Here is a 20,949-nt window from a genome sequence, read left to right as displayed (position 1 = left end):
GTAATTATGTTTAAAATATAATTTATCAAGCAAAATATAGTTATATTAATATAATTATTTTAAATTATAAGGTAGAAATATTCTTATTTATCAAGTAAAATAAGGTTATGTTAATATAACTATTTTGGATTAGGAGGTAGGAATGTTTAAAATAATGGTAATTGAAGATGATGTTTCATTGAAGAATATCATCTCAGAATGTCTTTCTAAATGGGGACATGATGTGCATCAAATAGAAAATCTTGAAAATATAATAGAAGAATTTAGAAACTATAAACCACAATTAGTTTTATTAGATATAAATCTTCCATTTTATGATGGTTTTCATTGGTGTAATGAAATAAGAAAAATTTCAAAAGTCCCTATAATTTTTATTTCTTCGAGAAATTCTAATATGGATGTAATAATGGGTGTAAATCTAGGAGCAGATGATTATATACAAAAACCATTTTCTATAGATGTTTTAGTAGCTAAAGTTAATGCCCTTTTAAGAAGAACTTATAATTTTGTTGATAATAATTCAAATCAAATTGTTCACAATGGTGTTATCTTAGATTTATCAACTGCAACCATAAGCTATGAAGGCAGGATTGTTGAACTAACCAAAAATGAAATTAAAATTCTTCATGAGCTTATGAAATATAAAGGACAAATCGTCAGTAGAAATAAACTTATGAAAAAATTATGGGATAGTGATTGGTTTGTAGATGATAATACGTTAACTGTAAATGTAAATCGAATACGAGTAAAGTTAAATGAAATTGGTTTAGAAAATTTTATAGATACAAAAAGAGGATTAGGTTATATAATCAGTTAAAACAACTCTAAGTAGGTGAATTTATGAGCTTTAAAGATTTTCTCAAAGATAAACTTGGGTTTTTAGTATACAATTTTGCTTTCTTAATTTTTACAATAGCAGTTATTATGTTTTCTCCTGTAGAGATTTTTCTAACTGACACTATTATATATATATTGGTTGTGAATGTTGTATTTTTGTTTTTATATCTACTAATTAGCTACATAAAGAAGAATAAATTTTTGGATAACATAAAAAATGACACATTTAAAATTAATACCAATGATATAGAATTAATTAAGTGTAAAAATGAAGAAAAAATATATTTGAATATCATTAAAAGTTACCAATATAAGTGTAATAAAATGATAAACAATAATATTGAGAAGTTTGAAGAAAATAAAGAGATTATGAGTATGTGGGTACACGATATAAAGATGCCTATAGCTATAATAAAACTTACCCTCGAACAGAATGAGAATTTAATTGATGAAAAAATTTCTGATGATATAGATAATGAAATATTTAGAATTGAAAATTCTGTTGAAAAAATTTTATATTTATCTAAACTTGAAGATTTTCATAAAGATTTCTTAATTCAAGAGGTAAATATTGAAAAAATTATTAGGGAGATTATAAGAAAATATTCAAAATATTTTATTTCAAAAAAAATAATTTTAGGCTTAAATAATTTGAATTTTAAAGTTTTATCAGACGAGAAATGGCTCTACTTCATATTCGAGCAATTATTGAGTAATTCCCTAAAATATTCCTCATTAGGAGATAATATATCTATCTATTGCAAAACAAGCAAAAATTATTTACAATTAAGAGTGGAAGATACTGGTTGTGGTATAAAAAAGGAAGATTTAAATCGAATATTCAATAAGGGATTTACAGGTAATAATGGAAGGAATAACGCTAAATCTACAGGGCTTGGGCTTTATTTAGCAAAAGAACTTTGTGACAAACTTGGCCATAAAATCGATGTAGATTCAGAGTACAATCAATATACAAGATTTACTATTACATTCAAGTATGATTTATAGTATCTTAGTATTGATAGTTTATTTTCATTTAACTTATATTCAGCAGGCTTCTTAATAATGGTTCTATATGTACATCCCAGTATATAATAAATAGTTTTTATAAAAAGGAGGAAGACATGTCTTTTCTAAAAAAATTTAAAAAGAAAAAATTTAGAAATAGCAGCTTCAAAAGTAACAACTTTAGAAGTAGTAGTTTTGGAAGTAGTGGCTTCAAAGCTAAAAATAAAGGTTTTAAAAACAATCCCTTTAAAAATAAAAGATTCAAAATCTATGCAGGAATAGTAGTAATCATACTTTTAATTTTAGGGATACTTGCTTATAATGATGCAAAAAACACTGAATTACAAGCTAATGAAAACTTTATAGAAACATATACTATTCCTGAAAATGAGAAAATATTTATAAATGGTATGGTTGTTCCTAAACAGACTAAAGACTTTAATATCTCTGGAGATTATGAACTAAGTGATGTTAATGTTACAAATGGTCAAAAAGTAAATCAAGGTGACCTTCTTTTTACTGCTAAAAATCCAAGTATAATAGCAGAAATAGATAGTCTAAAATCACAACTTAGCCAATACAGAAAACAAAAAATATCACTTTCTGATATTACTGAAAATAGAGATGCTATTGCTTCTATAAATGCTCAGATAAGTGCTTTAAACTCTCAAATAACTTCTTTGGATAAGAAAGCATATGATAGAGTTACTGCTCCTTTTGATGGTACTGTATACTTAAATGACCAAACTGGAAATCCAGACCAACCAGTTTCATTTATGACTATTCAAGGTCTAGAGTTCTATATGAAAGGACAAGCAAGTGAACAAGATTTACCTAAAATGAAAATTGACCAAATGGTTAATATACTAGTTTTCTCAACTGACCAAAAGCTTACTGGTAGAATAAGTTTTATATCTGATAAGCCATCTACTCCAGATAGCGAGATGGGAGCTCAACATAATACTCTATCTTATTATGATATAAACATAGCATTTGATAATCAAGAAGGATTAGTAAATGGATTCCATCTTCAAGCATCACTTGAAGTAGCTAGTTCAAGCTTTAAGATACCAGCATCTTGTGTACTTAAAGACAAAAAACACTCATACGTATTTAAGGATTTAGATGGTATATTGAAAAAACAAATTGTAGATGTAGCAAGTCAAAATGATGATTTTGCTGTAGTTAGAGGCGGTCTTGAACAAGGCGATATAGTAATAAAATACCCTACTAAAGAAATGAAAGAAGGAGACCCAGTTCAAGGCGATGGCGTAACTGCTAGTTCTAATAATGGAGATGCTACTCCAAATAAAAAAGTAAAAGAAGTTACTATGGATGTGAATTAATTTACATATGTTGATTAAATTAGAAAATATTCAAAAGTATTACAAAGTAGGGAAAGATGAATTACATGTTTTAAAATCCTTAAACTTAGAAATTGATTCTGGAGAATTCGTCATGATAATGGGTAAATCTGGTAGTGGTAAAACCACTTTACTTAATATCCTAGGTTTTCTTGATGTATTTGATGAAGGAAGATATATATTTGATGGAACAGATGTAACTAATTTAAGTGAAAATGAACGTTCTGTTTTTAGAAATATTAATATTGGATTTGTTTTTCAACAATTTAATTTAATAGAAACTTTAAATGTATATCAAAATGTAGAGTTACCTCTAATCTACAATAAGACACTAAAAAAATCTGAAAGAGAAGAAATTGTTAAAGATAAATTAAAATCTGTTGGACTTTTGGATAAACTTAAACAGAAGCCTCTTCAATTATCTGGTGGTCAGCAACAGCGTGTAGCCATTGCACGCTGTCTGGCAAATGACCCTCAAATAATCTTTGCTGATGAACCAACAGGAGCACTAGATAGCGAGACTAGCAAAGAAATTATGGAGCTTTTGACAAAACTTAATGAACAAGGTAAGACTATAATAATGGTTACACATGATCAAGATTTAACTAAGTATGCAACTAAGGTCATACGACTTAAAGATGGTGTGTTTACTTCGGAGGTGTAATCATGGGTTTATTAAAAAATTCTTTGGCTAATTTAAAAGGGCACAAACTTCGTGTTTTTGTAGCTTTACTTTGGATTATAATAGGAATAACTTCAGTAATACTTGTTAGTTCTATAGGTAATGGATTTCAGAAAGAAATTAAGAAGTCTGTAAACAATGTAAATCCTAATAAAACTACTATTTCGTTTGAATCGGCTGATAACACAGGCCTTACTGATGATATGAGTATATTTTTGAAACCATTTAATGCAAAAGACTTAGAAGAATTATCATTTGTTGAAGGTGTAGAAAGAATTGCTCCATCAAGAGATGGGTTTAATCTTGATTCAACTTACTCTTCACAAGCATCTTTTGATAAAAAGAGTACTTATGTTGACATTGGACCAGTAAAAAAAGATTCTAAAATAAATTTAGTTTGTGGTAGAGATTTTTCTCTAGATGATGAGAAAAGAAAAGTAATTTTACTTACATTACAAAGCACAAGTGAAATTTTTGAAAATCCAGAAGATGCTTTAGGTCATGGTATTAACATAAATGGAACTATATTTGAAATAATTGGAGTATTAGATGACTCTCAGCAAAACCAAAATGTAGGATTTTTTGGAGGTTATCAAGACATGCAGTTTACTACTTCTCTTATACCTAAAAAGGCTTTTGACAGTTTAATGAGTCAAAATTCTTATTCAAATGAAATCTACCAGTTAGACTTGGTGTCTTCTAATGGATATAATGTAAATGAAGTTGCAAACAATGTTATAGCTAAACTATATGAGATGCATCCTGGTATCAATGGTTCTTATACTACACCAGACCCAACTGAACAGACAGCTTATCTTGAAAGCATTAATTCTAATGTAAACAAATATGTATCTATAATAACTGTAGTTGCAATGTTTGTTGGTGGTATTGGTGTAATGAATATAATGTATGTTTCTGTTATGGAAAGACAAAGAGAAATTGGTATAAGACGTGCTATTGGTGCAAAACCTAGGTCTATATTATTTCAATTTTTAGTTGAGGCTGTATTTATAACAGTATGTGGTGGAATTTTAGGAACTATAGTTGGATTTATTGCTACTAATTATGTTTCTAAATACATCGGATTTGAAGCCATTCCTAGTTTAAACAGCTTATTTTATGCTATTGTGGCTACTATATTAACTGGGGTTGTGTTTGGTCTGATACCAGCCTTTAAAGCCTCTAAACTCGACCCTATAAAGGCGATTTATAAATAGACATTTTCTAGATTTATGATTTTTATATTTATTTATCTAAAACAAATTTAATATATAACGCACTATTATATATGATAGATTAAGAATTTAATCTTTTTCAAATATAATAGTGCGTTCTTTAGTTTCTAGTCTATTATTTCTCTTATAAAATCTGTTTTATTATCACAGTAAGCATCAACATTATATCTATAAAGTTTTGCTAGTTTTTTCTTTAAATTAGAATATTCTTTAACTTTATCTGGATTTAATCTTAAATAATCTCTAAATTTAATGTGTTCTAAATACCCTTTTCCATTTTTAGGACATACATATAAATTGTGTTCCATAAAATCAGTTGTATCATATAAAAAAGCTTCTCTTCCTTCTATATCTAAATTACCAAGATGCCTATACCCTAATTTTTCTAATTTCCTTATAGTATCATTTAGATAATTGTAGTTTTCAATTACTATATCAACATCCAATCTTGGTTTCGCAGAAAGCCCTTCAACAGAGGTACTACCAACATGTTCTATTTTTAAAATTGAGTTTCCTAATACCTTTTCTAGTGCAGATTTTAACTTTTCAAACTCATATTTCCAGTTTGGATTATACTCTACTACTTCGACAATCTTTGTAGTTAATCCAGTTACTTCTAATTGATAGATATCATGTTTCATTACTTTTCCTCTATAAATCTTATCATACTCTGATATTTTTTTCATACCTAACCTTTTTGCTACATTTATAGATGTTGTGTTTTCAGGTCTTATATCTGCTACTAAAGTATCTGCTTTTAAATTCTTAATAGCATAATCTATACAAGCAATTGCACCTTCAGTAGCATATCCTTGGTTCCAGTATTCTTTTTTTATTATATATCCTATTCCCAATCCTATGTCTTGTTTTATAAGACCTATTTGTCCAACTACGTCTTCTCTTTCCTTATCTATAGCAATAAAGTATCCATATCCATCATTATCGTATCTTTGTATATTTCTATCAATCCATTCCAAAACTTCTTCATCAGAGAAAGCATGTTCCCAAGCATACATTACCTCTATATCTTGTAATATTTTACTTATTTCCTCAAAGTCATTATGATTCATTTTTCTAATATATAATCTTTTACTTTCAATCATTGTATTCACCGCCTTGAAAAAATAATCCTAAATTAAGCGTTATATACAATCTCTCCATTACATATTGTATAATTAACCTTACCATATAGAGACTTACCTTTAAATGGCGAGTTATCAGCTTTAGAGGCAAAGCTTTCAACTGTCCATTCTTCTTCAGGATTAAATATAACAATATCTGCTATTGCACCTTCTTCTATAAATCCAGCGTTTAAGTTGTACAATTTTGCAGGGTTTGTAGACATTTTTTCTATTAACTGCATCATGCTAAGATGGTTTTTATGAACTAAGTTTGTTATTCCAAGAGATAAAGAAGTCTCCAACCCAATAATACCACTTGGAGCTTTAATGAATTCTCTGTCTTTTTCTTCTCTACTATGTGGTGCATGGTCTGTTGCTATTATTTCAATGGTACCATCATTTAATCCCTCTATAATCTTATCTCTATCCCACTTACTTCTTAAAGGTGGATTCATTTTTGCATTTGTTCCAAACTCTAATACATCTTCTTCTGTCAGTGTAAAGTGGTGTGGTGAAGCCTCTGCAACTACATTTGCACCAAGGTATTTTGCAAATCTAACCATATCAACAGATACCCCAGAACTTATATGTTGTATATCAATCTTAGCTCCAGTCTTTAATGCTAACATACAATCTCTAGCTACCATAACATCTTCTGCCACACTTGATGCACCTTTTAATCCTAACTCTGAAGCTACCTTTCCTGCATTTACACCTGGATTTCCAACTAAAGAAGGGTCTTCTTCATGAAAACTAAGTGGCACATCCAACTCTTTTGCCTTAATCATAGCCTCCATAATTAGATTGCTATCCATCAGAGGTAATCCATCATCAGTGAATCCTGGTACACCAGCTTTTTTGAGATTTTCCATATCAACTAACTCTTTACCTTCAAAACCTTTAGTTATAGCAGCCGCTTGTAAAACATTTATACATGCGTTTTTTGATTTTTCTTTAACATAATTAAAAGTATCTTCATTATCTACAATAGGATTAGTGTTTGCCATACATATAACGGTTGTAAATCCTCCTCTAGCAGCAGACTTAGCCCCACTTTCTATATCTTCTTTATATGTAAATCCTGGGTCTCTAAAATGAACATGTACATCTACTAAACCTGGAGCAATTATATTGCCACTAGCATCTATTATCTTTTCATATTCATTGCTTTTATCAAATTTACCGATTTTATAAATTTTATTTTCTTTTATAATTAAATCTATTTTCTCATCTTTTTGACTCTTAGGGTCTATTACCCTACCATTTTTAATTAAAATCATCTTATTTCTCCTTTATACTTTTCATTTATATAGACTTATATAATATTATACATTATTTTACATACTTAAATACAAAATTACGTTTGACATCAATAGCCTTTTTAGGACAAAGTTCATGGCAACAGTAACATCGTATACATTTACTTAAGTCTATAATAGCTCCCTTCTTTCCCATCTCTATAGTACTTGCAGGACAAGCTTCCTTACATTTTCCACATTTTATACAATCTTGAAATCTAACCACAGGTTTTGGTGTTATAAGCTTTGAAATAGGTTCATTTAAAAATTTTGGTAGTTTTACAGAAAATAATCTCAAATCTTTACTTACATTTGGAACCTTATAGTCTTTTATAATTAAATCATTTATATCTTCTCCTACAATCTCAACATCCGAAAAATCTGCTTCTATATATCCTCTTTTTATAGCTCCTCTAATTGTAGCAACTCTATTTGGAAATAAATTTATAATCTTACATGCAACTACATCTATAGCATACGGATTTTGTGATGCTAATAGGACACCTATTTCTCTAGTAGTTCCAGCTGAGGGTCCATCACCTTCCATACCTACTATTCCGTCCATAATTGTCAATGTTGGTTTCACATAGTCACAAATATCTAAAAGTACATTTTCGCAAAACAATTCTTCTGTAGGAAATCTATAATGAATTTCTGCTTTTTTCAATCCAGCTATGCATCCATACAAGTTTTTTGTACCACCAGTAAAAGTTGCCATCACATGTGTCTTTAATTTACAGAGATTTATTATATATTCTGCATCTACTATTGGTTTAATAATATCCATATATTTTAGAACATGTGCTTTTTCACTATGTATCTTAACATCTGAAACATCATAATTTAACTTAATACCCAAATCATTTGCTACCTCTTCAATTCCAGATGCTTTATAAATACTCTTAAGAGAGCTTTGATTATATGGACCACCAGGGCTATCTGCTATTGTAATATCACAATTTAACTCTAAAAGTTTCTCACATACAACTCTTACAATCATAGGATGCGTGGTTGTAGCTTCTTCGGGTCTTTTTTTCATCAATAAATTTGGTTTTACAAGTACTTTACTCCCTTTCTTAACAAATCTATCAATGCCTCCAATATCATCTAAATTTTTTTCAATAGAATCTCTTACATCTTCATAATTGTAAGTTTTACAACTCCTAACAGATACTGACTTCATATTATTTCCATCCTTTTATCAAAACAATTTATTTGTATAATTCAAAAAAGGAGAAACTAAAGTTTCTCCTTTTAATCTATGTTTTTAATTATTATTTTCCAAAATGTCTGTTTAATAATCCTAAGAATGCTTTACCATGTCTAGCTTCATCTTTACACATTTCATGTACTGTATCATGTATAGCATCTAATCCTAATTCTTTTGCTCTCTTAGCTAATTTTAATTTTCCATCAGTTGCACCGTACTCAGCGTCAACTCTAACTCTTAAGTTTTCTTTTGTATCTGCAACTACAACTTCTCCAAGAAGTTCTGCAAATTTAGCAGCATGCTCAGCTTCTTCAAAAGCTATTCTCTTATATGCTTCTGCTACTTCTGGATAACCTTCTCTATCAGCTTGTCTACTCATTGCTAAGTACATTCCTACTTCTGTACATTCACCAGTAAAGTTAGCTCTTAATCCTTCGATTATTTCTGCATCTACACCTTGAGCTACTCCTATTCTATGTTCGTCAGCCCAAACCATTTCACCTTTCATTTCTTCGAATTTATCAGCTCCAACTTTACATACTGGACATTGTGCTGGTGCAGCATCCCCTTCATGTATATATCCACATACTGTACAAACAAATTTTTTCATAATTAATTTCCTCCCAATTTTATATAATTAAATTTTTATTTTTAAGTTTAATAACTTGCTACAAGAATATATATACCCCCAGCTTTATGGTTTAAACACTAAAAATAAAATTTATTTCCTAATTAATTTTATCACTTTGAAACACCAGTATCAACCAAGTTTTGATGTCAAATTTCTACATAATACATAGTTTATTTGATTAATTAGGAAACAATTGTCTTATTAAATACTTTCCAAGGAAGACTCTTTTGAATCTTTAAGTTTAACTTTTTTGCTCTTTAAAAAAGATAATTTAGTTTCTGCTGTTATGATTGCAACAAATATCAATATGCTACCAATAACCAATTTTGCTGTAATAAGTTCCTTTAGAATTATTATAGAAAATATAGTACCAAATACAGCTTCTGTAGATAATATTATAGCTGTTCTCGTTCCATCAACTCTTTTTTGACATATAGTCTGAAATAAAAATCCTATTGTAGTACTAAATATAGCTAGATATATAGTTCCCATATAGCCAGATAATTCAGCTTCCATCTTCAATTGACCTGCAAATGTCTGAACTACTAAAGACATTAAAAATGCTACAGTAAATTGAACAGCTGTTAATGCTATTGGGTTGTTATCTTTTGCAAACTCACTTGTAAAGAATATATGAAATGCAAATCCTAATGAACATATAAGTGTTAGTAAATCGCCAAAATTGATAGAGAAATCTGCTTCTAAAGAAAGTATACCAATCCCTACAAGGGCTACCAAACTACTTATTATCCCTATCTTATCAAGTTTCCTTTTATAAAGTATAAATCCTATGAATGGAACTATTACAACATTTGCTGCTGTTATAAATGCATTCTTAGATGGTGTAGTGTACATAAGTCCAATGGTTTGTACTGTGAAGGCTAGAAATAAAAATACTCCTAAAAGCCCTCCTGCTTTTAACAATTTTTTCCCCATATTAGCGCGGATCTGTTTAAAAAACAATAAATTCATAATTACGGCTGCTAAGAAGAATCTTACAGTTATGATTTGTAGAGGTGTAAGCCCACCGTCTAATGCAAATTGGGTTGCTACAAAGCCACTTCCCCATATAATTGCTATAAATATTAGTCCTATTTCTCCAAAGTATTTTTTCAATAAAGCCCCCTCCTTTTTATTTTTTTGCAAAATTATAAACCCCCTAAACAGCAAGAGAGTTTTTCTATAAGCATTACTATAGATTAATATAGTAAATTTTTTCAGTATTTTAAATCTAAATTTGTATCCATCGTGAGCTCAGATTTATATCCACTATTTAACAGTAATATATTAATCATTTTTTGTAAACACCTTTTTAATAAATTTTTTTATTTTTTTACTTATACTAAATTTTTTTATGAATAACTTTAATATATTATACTTTAATATTATGCAAATAATGTCAAATAAGTTACACTTTGGTTATCTTAGTTACAACTTTGTCGGTTTACTTTTTCTACTTTGTTCGATATAATTATAATATATTTTTGATACAATTCGACAAAAGGGGGAATGCTGTAATCATGGTAAAAAGAAGAAAAAAGAAAACTGTTACACTTACTATAATTGTTGTAATAGCTATTGGTATTTTTTCTATGGCATGGGCGGATATGTCTAGAAAAAAAGAAATTAAAGAAACTCAAGAAAGACTTAGGGCTGAAAAGCTAGAAAAAGAAAGAATCGAAAAAGAAAAAAATGAACCTATTATTGGTGCAAAAAAAGAAGCTGCAAAAGAATATGGATATGATGCAAAATTAGTTTGGGATAAACTTAGCAAATACGACTATTCAAACAACGGAGAGAAGATAGTATTTCTTACATTTGATGATGGACCATCTACTACTAATACTCCACAAGTCCTAGATATCTTAAAAAGACATAGTGTTAGGGGAACTTTCTTTATTAAAGGTGATTCACTTGAAAGAAAAGGTGCTAATGAAATTTTAAAAAGAACATTTGATGAGGGAAATGCAATAGCTCATCACTCTTACACTCACGACTATAAAAAACTATACCCTGGCAGAAGCCTAAATCTTGATACATTCGTAAATGAACTTAATAAAACTGATGAAGCTATGAAAAAAGTTTTAGGAAAGAATTTCTCATCAAATGTAGTTAGATGCCCAGGTGGATATATGTCTTGGAAGAATATGGAACCTCTAGGTAACTACTTAAAAGAGAAAAATATGGCATCAATTGATTGGAATGCTTTAAATGCTGATGCAGAAGGTAAAAAGAAAAATGCTCAAGAATTATTTGAACATGCAAAAAAATCTTCTGAAGGTAAAGAAATGGTTGTTCTTTTAATGCATGATACTTATGGAAAGCAAGAAACAGTAAATGCATTGGACCAAATTATAACATATTTCAAAGATAATGGTTATCAATTTAAGATTTTAATATAATAAAAAAGCAAGCTCATTGATTATATTTTTTATACTCAATGAACTTGCTTTTATTTTAATCTATTTTACTAGTTCAATTTTTACAAACTTTTTCTTTCCTATTTGAACAACTAATTCACTTTCTTTAACAATAGCGCTTAAATCCTCTACTTTTTCACCATTTACCTTTACTCCACCTTGAGAAGCTAATCTTCTAACTTCACTCTTACTCTTAACAATTTCATTAGCAACTAATACTTCAATTAAATCAAATTCATCTTCTTTAACTTGAATTGTTTGTATATCTTCAGGTATTTGACCTTTTTGGAATACAGATTTAAATCTTTCTTCAGCTTCTTTAGCAGATTCTTCTCCATGGTATAATGTTACTATTTCTCTTGCTAAATTCATCTTTATATCTCTTGGATTTACTGAACCATCTTTTAACTGAGATTCTATTTTATTAACTTCGTCAGGATGAACATCAGTTACTAAATTATAGTATTTAATTATAAGTTCATCAGGAATTTCCATAGATTTTTGGTACATTATTCCTGCTTCTTCATCTATTCCAATATAGTTGCCTAAGCTCTTACTCATTTTTTCTTTTCCATCTAATCCCTCTATTAAAGGCATCATTATTACTATTTGAGACTCCATACCAAATTCTCTTTGTAGTGATCTTCCCATTAATAAGTTGAATCTTTGGTCAGTTCCACCAAGCTCTATATCAGCTTCTAATGCTATAGAATCATATGCTTGCATTAATGGGTAGAAGAATTCATGTACTGATATTGGCATTTGCCCTTCATATCTTTTCTTAAAATCTTCTCTTTCTAACATTCTTGCAACAGTAATAGTTGCTGCTAGTTTTATTACATCTTCAAAATTTAATTTAGCTAACCACTCACTATTGAATCTTACAATAGTTTTTTCTTTATCTAAAACTTTGAAAATTTGTTCTTCATAAGTTTTTGCATTCTCAAGAACTTGTTCTGTTGTTAAAGCTTTTCTTGCTTTAGATTTTCCAGTTGGGTCTCCAATTTTCCCTGTAAAATCTCCAATTATTATTACTATTTGATGACCTAAATCTTGTAGTTGCTTCATTTTTCTAAGAACTACTGTATGCCCTAAATGTATATCTGGAGCACTTGGGTCTAGACCCAATTTTACTATCATAGGTTTTCCTTCTTTTTCTGATTTAATAAGTTTTTCTCTTAACTCTTTTTCATCTATTAAATCATCTACACCTTTCATAATTATTCGTATTTGCTCGTCTATCGATTTCATTTTTCATTCCTCCTAAAATATTTATATAATCTTTAATTTTTATTTTTATAATAAAAAAAGCTTTCATCCTATTAAAAGGACGAAAGCATTGCTTACGTGTTACCACCTTAGTTCATCAATATCTCACGATACTAATCTCTTAGAGTATAATTACATATACCCGTGTACTATAACGTGTACTACTCCGATATCTCTTAATGGTTGTTATCTTTCAGAGATAGTGCTCTGAGATGTATTCAAACTAAATTAATTTATTCCATTTCACCAAGCTGGAACTCTCTGTTAAATAAAATCTAGCTCTACTTCTTCTCTTCACAGCATTTATATATTCAGATTATTTCATCAATTACAAGAAATTTTTCTTAACTTACTCATAATATATTATTATTTTTGTATTTTGTCAACCTTTTTTATTATTATATACATGTTTTTTTACATTATACTATCTTTTTATATTTTTTACCAATATGTAAAGTTATTTTTCAATTAAAATATTGATTTGTTTATTGACAATGTTAGTCTGACTCAATCTTATGTTTATTTTCTTATTTAAAAATGCATTTATGATTATTAAACCAACAATCGTCACGTTAAACATAAAAAATAACAATAAAATTATTATTAAAAAAGAAATTCTAGCATATAGTAACTTTCTAAACTTAGATATTATAAAATTTTGCAGTGACATACATGAATCCCTAATGATAAAATAAACACATAAATAAGCAATTGATATTAAGATTGTTTTTAAATAAACAAAATCAACTTTAATATTTAATAGTTTTACAATTTCAAAAACAGTTAAATAAGAAACACATATATAAAAAACTTTCTTTGAACAACATAAAAATTGATTTAGACTTCTAAAGTTCCTAAATATCAAAAACTTTTTTAAAGAATTAGAACCTAAAATATGCAATTTATGTCCCAAAATCAAGCTTAAAAAATATATACAAAAAACCATGCCAAATGGAAACAGTGCTATCATCAAATAATAAATAAGATTTGCATATCCATTAAAATAAATTAATTTACTATATCCCTGAAATTCTTTCATAAAACTGTAACCTATTAATGCTGAAGCATATATATCAATAAAAACCATTATAATTATTCCAAATATTGAACCATATACTAAATCATCCATCACCATTGTAGGTTTATTTATAAGATAACCACACATTATACCAAGTAATACACTCTGACTTGCCCAAATAGCAGTTCCTAGATTTCCAAGTACTAGAGAAATTATTAAAAGTGAAGTAATTCCAGATAAAATAGTATACTTTAAATCACATTTTAAGCATATTATACAAAAAAATATTGGTACTATAAAATCTAAATAAATAGCATATCCAAATCCAGTCCCCACAGCTATAATTGTCACTACTATGAATAAAGATGACAATAAAGCAGCTTCAGTTAATTTTTTAGTAGTATTCAAAATAAATCCTCCATAAATCATAAATTTTCTAACTAAAATTTTATTTTTAATATAGTATATCATTTTTTTAAAATATTTTTAATAAATATAAATTTTAATGAAAGTATTTATATTAGAAATGATATAATATATCTTAATATTCAGTTTTTTAAGACGCTAGGAGGTAATTACTATGTTTAAAATTAAACACTTTAATGATTTAAGTTTGGATGAATTTTATGAAATAGCAAAATCAAGATACGAAGTATTTGCTTGTGAACAAAGGATATTTTCGTTAAACGATTATGATGATATAGATAAAAACTCTTATCACATATTTTTAAAAAATGATGGATTGATTTGTGCTTATGCTAGGATAATTCCTAGAGAATATAGCTCTTATGATGATGTTTCTATTGGTAGAGTTTTGGTTCTTTCTACTCATAGAAAAAAGGGGTTAGCAAAACAAATGATGGATTGTGCTATAGACTTCATAAAGATTAATTTACATGAAAACAATATAACTTTATCAGCACAAGCTTATATAAAAAATCTTTATTTGTCTTGTGGTTTTAAAGAAATATCAGAAGTATACGATGAAGCTGGAATTGAACATATTAAAATGAGATTACAGTGTTGACAAGCTAATATTGTTAATATATAATTTAAGTATAAATAATATATTGAATTGATATTTAGGTATTTGAAAATACCTTATATAGAGTCAGAAGGCTTTTTGCTTTCTGATTTTTTTATTATCAAAATTCAATAATTATATAGATTCAAAATGTTAATTTTTATTCTATATTCTACTTTCCCCAAAAGTAAGAATTATACCCAACTTTGTGATAGGCATCTTGCCTATCTTTTTTTTGTGAAAGTAACAAGGTAATAATATAATGCATAGTTTAGAATAAGAAGATTAGCTCAGGCTAAATTTCATGCATGGAGGTGCTACTATGAAAAACCTTAACGATATTCAAGTGAAAAAAACTGTTAAAGTTGAAGATATATTATCTAGTGGTAATTTAAGAGAAAGAATGTTAGCGCTTGGTCTTACTAGAGGAGCTGTTATAGATGTAGTTAGAAAAGGTCCAAAAAATAATTTAACTGTCTACAAAATCAGAGGTAGTAAGATAGCTCTACGACAAGAAGAAAGTAGCTTAATATTAGTTTCTGACATTTAAAATTTTCTAGTAGGAGGATATTAATATGGGGTTGACACATAACTCAACTAAAATGAGTTCTTTAAAAGACATGTTTGATATAGACAATAAAGAGGACCAGTTTGTAATTGCATTGGCTGGTAATCCAAATACAGGTAAAAGTACTGTATTTAACCATCTTACAGGGCTTAGACAGCATACTGGAAATTGGCCAGGAAAAACTGTAGCTACAGCTCGTGGTAATTTTAAATATAAGAATGCTGAATATGCATTGATAGATTTACCAGGGACATATTCTCTATTTGCCTTATCACAGGAAGAAATTGTGGCTCGCGATTTTATATGTTTTGGTAATCCAGATGCAGTAATAGTAGTATGTGACGCTACATGTCTTGAGAGAAATTTAAACTTGGTATTTCAAGTGATGGAACTTACAGATAAAGTTATTTTATGTATAAATTTAATAGATGAAGCTAGGAAAAAAGGAATTACTATTAATACAAAACTTCTAGAAGATTCTCTTGGTATTCCAGTTATTTTAACTGCTGCAAGAAGTGGTTCTGGTATGGATGAATTATTAGATACTTTAAATGATGTATCTTTTGATAAATACAAGTTCAATAATAAACCTGTAAAATATAGTGAAGATATAGAAGATATGGTAAAATCAATTCAACCAGAATTAGATAATATCATGCCAAATATAAATTCTAGATGGTTAGGTCTCAGACTTATTGATGGCGACGAAAGTATCTTTGAATCCATGAGCAATTATATAGATAAAGATTCAATAGATGCTATTAATGAAGTGAAGAAAAAAATCCCAAATGATATAAATAAGCAGAAAATTAGAGATAAATTTACTAAAATCAACTATGATTATGCTAAGAAACTAAGTGATGAATGTTCTTCTAACGTTCCTAAAAAATCAACTGATAGAGAAGAAAAAGTAGATAAAATATTAACATCCAAAATATTTGGGCTTCCAATAATGCTCTTGTTACTAGGTACTATATTGTGGATTACTATAGAAGGTGCTAACTATCCATCCTCTTTACTGTCTAATTTGCTACTTGGATTTGAGCCAAGTATTTCAAGTGTATTGAATAGTATCAACTGTCCATCATGGTTAAATGATATGTTGGTTTTAGGATTATATAGAACTTTAGCGTGGGTAATTTCTGTAATGCTACCTCCTATGGCAATATTTTTTCCACTATTTACCTTACTTGAGGATTTTGGATATTTGCCAAGAGTTGCGTTTAACTTAGACCACTTATTTAAAAAAGCTTGTGCACATGGCAAACAATGTTTAACTATGTGTATGGGATTTGGATGTAACGCAGCTGGAGTTATTGGTTGTAGAATAATTGATTCTCCAAGGGAAAGACTAATAGCTATACTTACAAATAACTTTGTACCTTGTAATGGTCGTTTTCCCACTCTGATAGCTATATCTACAATATTTTTTAGCTCAGTTATAACTAGCTCTTTTGTATCAAGTATAGCAACTGCATTTTGTATAACTTTATTGATAATTTTAGGTGTTGTAATAACATTATTGGTTTCTTATACTCTTTCTAAGACGTTATTAAAAGGAGTTCCATCTACATTTACATTAGAACTTCCTCCTTATAGAGTTCCTCAAATAGGAAGAACTTTATATACTTCCATAATAGATAGAACAATATTTGTTTTGGGAAGAGCTGTAGTAGTAGCCATACCTGCTGGTGTCATAACTTGGATATTTGCAAATATCTATATAGGAGATTTAAGCGTACTATCACATGTTGCAAACTTTTTAGACCCTTTAGCTAAAGCAATTGGTCTTGATGGTTTTATATTGATGGCTTTTATTCTTGGATTTCCAGCAAATGAGATAGTTATACCTATACTTCTTATGGCTTACTTGGCAACTGGTTCTATGATAGAATTAGATAGCTTTAGTGCTTTAGGTCAAGTTCTTAGAGAACATGGCTGGACTTATTTGACAGCTTTAAATGTTATGCTATTCAGTTTATTGCACTGGCCTTGTGCAACAACGCTTTTAACAATAAAAAGAGAAACTGGAAGTTTAAAATGGACTGCCTTAGGATTTTTAATGCCTACTGTACTTGCTTTTGTTGTTTGTTTTTTAACAACTACAATTTACAATTTGTTCATATAATTAGCATTAGTTAGTATTAAAGGTGTTTTTTAAATACTATTTAAAACTTTATAGATATTATTATAAAACATAGAGATATACTCAGTGATAGGTATAATTACTTAATATTTGAATATATCTCTATTTTAATTCTTATTTAGATATTTGGATTGAAATCTCGGTCATATAATTATCTTCATTACTTTCACAAAAGAAGTCAAGTATACTCTCCTCATATGAATTTCCGACAATTTCATATCCGTTCTCATATATATACTTTTTCAATTTTCCATAAGATTTATATGAATCCTCATATTTTCCAATATGCTTTATACACGCATACATTCCCTCTGGCTTTATATATAACTTTTTGTCTTTTATTTTTTTATCTATTTTTAAATAAAAACTTGATATGCTCAAATAGTCTTCATTTTTTATATTATCATTACTTACTATTACTCCTAACTCATATCCTTGATACAAATTTTTTAATTTACAGTAATTAGTAAAATCTATTAATTCCATCATAAAATCACCATTACTCATACTACTCAAGTCGCTTGATAAGACTAAGTATTCCTCAAACCTTTTTGATATATAAATTTCTTCATTATTCATTTTAGAAATTCCTTCAACTGTTGTATTTATTCTATTTTGCATTTTAGAACTTATCTTTCTTAATTTTTTTATTTTTTCTCTTATCTTTTTTTCTTCTTCTCTAAGCATTTTTACACAAAGTTGGGGGCTTCTATTTTGTATATACGCTTTTATTTCTTCTAGACTCATTCCTATTTCTCTTAGTGATTGTAATATATCCAATGTATCATATTGATAGACTGAATAATATCTATAATTATTTTTATCTTTATATTCTGGAGAAAAAACTCCTATTTTATCATAAAAAATTAATGTCTGTTTAGATATTCCACACAACTTTGCAAATTCACCTGTGGTAAAATACTGTTTTTCCAAGGGCTACACACTCCTTATTTTCTTGTTTTCTATATAGTTACTATATTCTTTATTATTAGCTAAATCAAGTAATTCTTATTTAAGGAAGTTAGTATATTTTATTTTTAAGAATTAAATGTCAGCCATGTGTCAGTTGAATATTTATTTAAACTATCAAAATTTTTTTCTTCTATTTTTAAACATTCCTTAATGTCAATCCTCTTTTCTCAACACAACTCCTTTTATGTTTTATATAAAAAGTAGATAATTTAAACTTTCATTTTGATACATGCCCTTTTAACTGTTTATTACCATTCTTTTTTAATTTATATAAATATTGAGTACTCCATTCACATAATGATTTAAAAACTGGTTCTAGTGTTTTCCCTAATTTAGTAAAAATATTCAACTTTGATTGGAATTTCTGGATAGACTCTTAAAACAAGGAGCTAATAGCTATCAGATACCAATTAATATTATCTATTCATGTACATGTATTCTTATAAATATATTGACATTTTATAGTAATATTTATATAATGAATATGAATTCAAATTCATTATGATTGGAGAAATTTTATGAAAAATACTGTTCCTGATAAAACAGATAGTAAAAAATTTTTAAAAAGAAAAGCTATACTTGATGCAGCTGTAAAAGTCTTTTCTGAAAAAGGATATATTGATTCTTCTATAAAAAATATTACTGATGAAGCCTCTGTATCTGTAGGCTCTTTTTATTCTTACTTCGATAATAAAGAAGATGTATTAGAACAAATATATGAAGAAATTTTGGATATGAGTCTAAAATTGGCTTCTAATGTTTGTATAGGTACAAATGATAGTCCCTTTAAAAAATTCACTTTAGCAATGACTTGTGCTATTTGGACATATGTAAGAAATAAGGAGTTGTCAAGGATACTATTTGTAAAATCTACTGGCGTTAATGAATTGTTTGAGAAGAAACGTTGGGATATATTAGATAAAACAAATATTTATTTGAAAAATATATTGAAACATTTAAACGAAGTTCATTCCTTTGATATCAATAATATTGATGTAACTTCAGTACTGCTTACTCATAGTATATTTGGTGTTATAACTTACTGGCTTGATGAAAAATTTACAAATAATTTAGAAGATGTTATATTTTCTTTGTGTACTTATCATCTTAGGGCTTTGAAAATTGATTTCACAGATGATGATGTAAATCAATATATCATTCAAATTCTTACATCAGATTATGAAACTCTTCTTAAGTAAAAGAAAAAGTAATTATCTAAAAAACGTGTAAGTAGCTCAATTTACATTTAGCTTTAAAACAGTACTGTTAAACCTTTATCTATAGCAGTCAATAGTTTTATTAAACTTAAGGAGGTAGTTACAATGAAAGAATATCGAACAAATGAAATTTATGGTGACCTTTACGAAAATGATGGAAAACCACTAGTTATTGTCTTGGGTGGTAGTAGACCAGGTCTCCCAATAATAGGTGGTGATTTACTCAAATATTTAAAATCTAATTATAATGTTTTATTACTTGCATATTTTGGTGTTGGAAATCTTCCCAAAACCTTGGAAAGAGTTCCAATAGAGTATTTTATAAAAGCTATTAATTTCATTATGGAAATACTTAAACTAAATAATAGTCAGGTAGTTATTATTGGTAACTCCAAAGGAGGAGAGGCTGCTTTGTTATTATCAAATTATTTTGAATCAGCTATTACTATTGCTTGTGTCTCTGGATGTTATGTATTCCAAGGTCTACCAATTAATTCATTTAGCATGAAACATCCAAAATCCTCATGGTCATTAAATAATATTGAAATGCCATATATTAAATTTTATTATGACAAAGAGGTTATAAGAGATGCAGAGAACAATATTTATTCTACTTGTTATGAAAAATCTATCGAAAATAATTTTAATAAAGACGCATTAATCAGCATTGAACAATATAACGGAAAAATATTATTACTTTCTGCTGAAAATGATAAATACTGGCCAAGTAAAAAAATGAGTTCTATTCTAGTTGAAAATAGTATAAAAAAAGATAATATTAAACATATTGTATTGGACTTAGAGGGACATTATTTTTTAGAATATGATAAATCAAGTCAAAATATAATTACTTTTCTAAAGAAAAATGCCCAGTCTTTAGCTTAAAGATTTAAACACAACAAGATATAAACTTCGAAATAAATTAAATG

At 28.1% G+C, this 20,949-nt stretch carries 19 protein-coding genes and 1 other annotated feature; of the genes, 11 read left to right on the top strand and 8 right to left on the bottom strand.

The annotated features are described in order from the left end of the window. The first annotated feature begins 142 nt into the window (after positions 1-142). The 5 genes from ACTG45_RS07990 (at position 143) to ACTG45_RS07970 (ending at position 5,108) form a co-directional block, all read left to right on the top strand. The gene (locus tag ACTG45_RS07990) at positions 143-817 is read left to right on the top strand and encodes a response regulator transcription factor (RefSeq protein WP_479918561.1); all 675 of its coding nucleotides are present in this window, start codon (positions 143-145) and stop codon (positions 815-817) included. Between the two features lie 23 nt (positions 818-840). Beyond that, positions 841-1,845 (top strand): HAMP domain-containing histidine kinase, encoded by a 1,005-nt coding sequence (locus tag ACTG45_RS07985; protein ID WP_479918560.1) that lies wholly within the window; start codon positions 841-843, stop codon positions 1,843-1,845. Between the two features lie 116 nt (positions 1,846-1,961). Continuing rightward, the gene (locus tag ACTG45_RS07980) at positions 1,962-3,191 is read left to right on the top strand and encodes an efflux RND transporter periplasmic adaptor subunit (RefSeq protein WP_479920130.1); all 1,230 of its coding nucleotides are present in this window, start codon (positions 1,962-1,964) and stop codon (positions 3,189-3,191) included. Positions 3,192-3,198: 7 nt separating this feature from the next. Beyond that, positions 3,199-3,873 carry an ABC transporter ATP-binding protein gene (locus tag ACTG45_RS07975; protein WP_044213240.1) on the top strand — a complete coding sequence of 225 codons (675 nt, stop codon included), beginning with the start codon at positions 3,199-3,201 and terminating at the stop codon, positions 3,871-3,873. Between the two features lie 2 nt (positions 3,874-3,875). Next, positions 3,876-5,108 (top strand): ABC transporter permease, encoded by a 1,233-nt coding sequence (locus tag ACTG45_RS07970; RefSeq protein WP_479918558.1) that lies wholly within the window; start codon positions 3,876-3,878, stop codon positions 5,106-5,108. Positions 5,109-5,233: 125 nt separating this feature from the next. On the opposite strand, the gene ACTG45_RS07965 is transcribed toward ACTG45_RS07970, so the two are convergent. From ACTG45_RS07965 to ACTG45_RS07945, 5 genes are all read right to left on the bottom strand, one after another. Then, positions 5,234-6,229, bottom strand: a complete 996-nt coding sequence (locus ACTG45_RS07965; RefSeq protein ID WP_479920129.1) for a GNAT family N-acetyltransferase — start codon at positions 6,227-6,229, stop codon at positions 5,234-5,236. Between the two features lie 32 nt (positions 6,230-6,261). Next, positions 6,262-7,527, bottom strand: a complete 1,266-nt coding sequence (locus tag ACTG45_RS07960) for a dihydroorotase (RefSeq protein WP_479920128.1) — start codon at positions 7,525-7,527, stop codon at positions 6,262-6,264. Between the two features lie 52 nt (positions 7,528-7,579). After that, on the bottom strand, positions 7,580-8,728 hold the full coding sequence (locus ACTG45_RS07955; RefSeq protein WP_479920127.1) for a DUF362 domain-containing protein: 1,149 nt from the start codon (positions 8,726-8,728) through the stop codon (positions 7,580-7,582). 91 nt (positions 8,729-8,819) lie between these two features. Then, a complete protein-coding gene (locus tag ACTG45_RS07950) occupies positions 8,820-9,365 on the bottom strand; it encodes an NADH peroxidase (RefSeq protein ID WP_009889371.1) in 546 nt (181 codons plus the stop codon). Positions 9,366-9,587: 222 nt separating this feature from the next. Continuing rightward, entirely contained in the window at positions 9,588-10,532 is a 945-nt protein-coding gene (locus tag ACTG45_RS07945) for a DMT family transporter (RefSeq protein WP_021384268.1), read from the bottom strand. 374 nt (positions 10,533-10,906) lie between these two features. On the opposite strand from ACTG45_RS07945, the gene ACTG45_RS07940 reads away from it, so the two are divergent. Next, a complete protein-coding gene (locus ACTG45_RS07940) occupies positions 10,907-11,788 on the top strand; it encodes a polysaccharide deacetylase family protein (protein WP_021384259.1) in 882 nt (293 codons plus the stop codon). A 60-nt stretch (positions 11,789-11,848) separates the two neighbouring features. Here ACTG45_RS07940 and tyrS read toward each other — a convergent pair whose 3' ends face one another. Together tyrS and ACTG45_RS07930 are read right to left on the bottom strand one after the other, a co-directional pair. Next, positions 11,849-13,057 carry a tyrosine--tRNA ligase gene (tyrS, locus tag ACTG45_RS07935; RefSeq protein ID WP_021384286.1) on the bottom strand — a complete coding sequence of 403 codons (1,209 nt, stop codon included), beginning with the start codon at positions 13,055-13,057 and terminating at the stop codon, positions 11,849-11,851. 72 nt (positions 13,058-13,129) lie between these two features. Continuing rightward, positions 13,130-13,382 (bottom strand) — a binding site (T-box leader). Positions 13,383-13,532: 150 nt separating this feature from the next. Then, positions 13,533-14,501, bottom strand: a complete 969-nt coding sequence (locus tag ACTG45_RS07930) for a DUF2232 domain-containing protein (protein WP_479918552.1) — start codon at positions 14,499-14,501, stop codon at positions 13,533-13,535. 172 nt (positions 14,502-14,673) lie between these two features. On the opposite strand from ACTG45_RS07930, the gene ACTG45_RS07925 reads away from it, so the two are divergent. The 3 genes from ACTG45_RS07925 to feoB all read left to right on the top strand — a co-directional run bounded on the left by ACTG45_RS07925 (position 14,674) and on the right by feoB (position 17,813). Beyond that, positions 14,674-15,120 carry a GNAT family N-acetyltransferase gene (locus ACTG45_RS07925; RefSeq protein ID WP_479920126.1) on the top strand — a complete coding sequence of 149 codons (447 nt, stop codon included), beginning with the start codon at positions 14,674-14,676 and terminating at the stop codon, positions 15,118-15,120. Between the two features lie 319 nt (positions 15,121-15,439). Next, complete coding sequence (locus ACTG45_RS07920) at positions 15,440-15,667, top strand: FeoA family protein (protein ID WP_003420037.1); 228 nt, start codon at positions 15,440-15,442, stop codon at positions 15,665-15,667. A 25-nt stretch (positions 15,668-15,692) separates the two neighbouring features. Continuing rightward, a complete protein-coding gene (gene feoB / locus ACTG45_RS07915; protein WP_021384258.1) occupies positions 15,693-17,813 on the top strand; it encodes a ferrous iron transport protein B in 2,121 nt (706 codons plus the stop codon). 132 nt (positions 17,814-17,945) lie between these two features. Here the strand turns inward: feoB and ACTG45_RS07910 are convergent, their stop codons facing one another. Beyond that, positions 17,946-18,764, bottom strand: a complete 819-nt coding sequence (locus tag ACTG45_RS07910; RefSeq protein WP_479920125.1) for a MerR family transcriptional regulator — start codon at positions 18,762-18,764, stop codon at positions 17,946-17,948. A 557-nt stretch (positions 18,765-19,321) separates the two neighbouring features. Between ACTG45_RS07910 and ACTG45_RS07905 the strand changes: the two genes are divergently transcribed. Next, the gene (locus ACTG45_RS07905; protein WP_021384272.1) at positions 19,322-20,002 is read left to right on the top strand and encodes a TetR/AcrR family transcriptional regulator; all 681 of its coding nucleotides are present in this window, start codon (positions 19,322-19,324) and stop codon (positions 20,000-20,002) included. Positions 20,003-20,125: 123 nt separating this feature from the next. Beyond that, a complete protein-coding gene (locus ACTG45_RS07900) occupies positions 20,126-20,905 on the top strand; it encodes an acyl-CoA thioester hydrolase/BAAT C-terminal domain-containing protein (protein ID WP_479920124.1) in 780 nt (259 codons plus the stop codon). The last annotated feature ends 44 nt before the right edge of the window (positions 20,906-20,949 follow it).

Source organism: Clostridioides sp. LIBA-7602 (genome assembly GCF_056688945.1).
The sequence above is the reverse complement of the archived record's forward strand: the minus strand, read 5'-3'. Positions and strand labels throughout refer to the sequence as shown.

Excerpts from the sequence above, each read along its gene's own strand:
- ACTG45_RS07955 (WP_479920127.1), bottom strand. The coding sequence starts at position 8,728 with ATGAAGTCAGTATCTGTTAGGAGTTGTAAAACTTACAATTATGAAGAT.
- ACTG45_RS07985 (WP_479918560.1), top strand. The coding sequence starts at position 841 with ATGAGCTTTAAAGATTTTCTCAAAGATAAACTTGGGTTTTTAGTATAC.
- ACTG45_RS07990 (WP_479918561.1), top strand. The coding sequence starts at position 143 with ATGTTTAAAATAATGGTAATTGAAGATGATGTTTCATTGAAGAATATC.
- ACTG45_RS07940 (WP_021384259.1), top strand. The coding sequence starts at position 10,907 with ATGGTAAAAAGAAGAAAAAAGAAAACTGTTACACTTACTATAATTGTT.
- ACTG45_RS07980 (WP_479920130.1), top strand. The coding sequence starts at position 1,962 with ATGTCTTTTCTAAAAAAATTTAAAAAGAAAAAATTTAGAAATAGCAGC.
- ACTG45_RS07925 (WP_479920126.1), top strand. The coding sequence starts at position 14,674 with ATGTTTAAAATTAAACACTTTAATGATTTAAGTTTGGATGAATTTTAT.
- tyrS (WP_021384286.1), bottom strand. The coding sequence starts at position 13,057 with ATGAAATCGATAGACGAGCAAATACGAATAATTATGAAAGGTGTAGAT.
- ACTG45_RS07960 (WP_479920128.1), bottom strand. The coding sequence starts at position 7,527 with ATGATTTTAATTAAAAATGGTAGGGTAATAGACCCTAAGAGTCAAAAA.
- ACTG45_RS07920 (WP_003420037.1), top strand. The coding sequence starts at position 15,440 with ATGAAAAACCTTAACGATATTCAAGTGAAAAAAACTGTTAAAGTTGAA.
- ACTG45_RS07965 (WP_479920129.1), bottom strand. The coding sequence starts at position 6,229 with ATGATTGAAAGTAAAAGATTATATATTAGAAAAATGAATCATAATGAC.
- ACTG45_RS07900 (WP_479920124.1), top strand. The coding sequence starts at position 20,126 with ATGAAAGAATATCGAACAAATGAAATTTATGGTGACCTTTACGAAAAT.
- ACTG45_RS07970 (WP_479918558.1), top strand. The coding sequence starts at position 3,876 with ATGGGTTTATTAAAAAATTCTTTGGCTAATTTAAAAGGGCACAAACTT.
- ACTG45_RS07905 (WP_021384272.1), top strand. The coding sequence starts at position 19,322 with ATGAAAAATACTGTTCCTGATAAAACAGATAGTAAAAAATTTTTAAAA.
- feoB (WP_021384258.1), top strand. The coding sequence starts at position 15,693 with ATGGGGTTGACACATAACTCAACTAAAATGAGTTCTTTAAAAGACATG.
- ACTG45_RS07950 (WP_009889371.1), bottom strand. The coding sequence starts at position 9,365 with ATGAAAAAATTTGTTTGTACAGTATGTGGATATATACATGAAGGGGAT.
- ACTG45_RS07975 (WP_044213240.1), top strand. The coding sequence starts at position 3,199 with ATGTTGATTAAATTAGAAAATATTCAAAAGTATTACAAAGTAGGGAAA.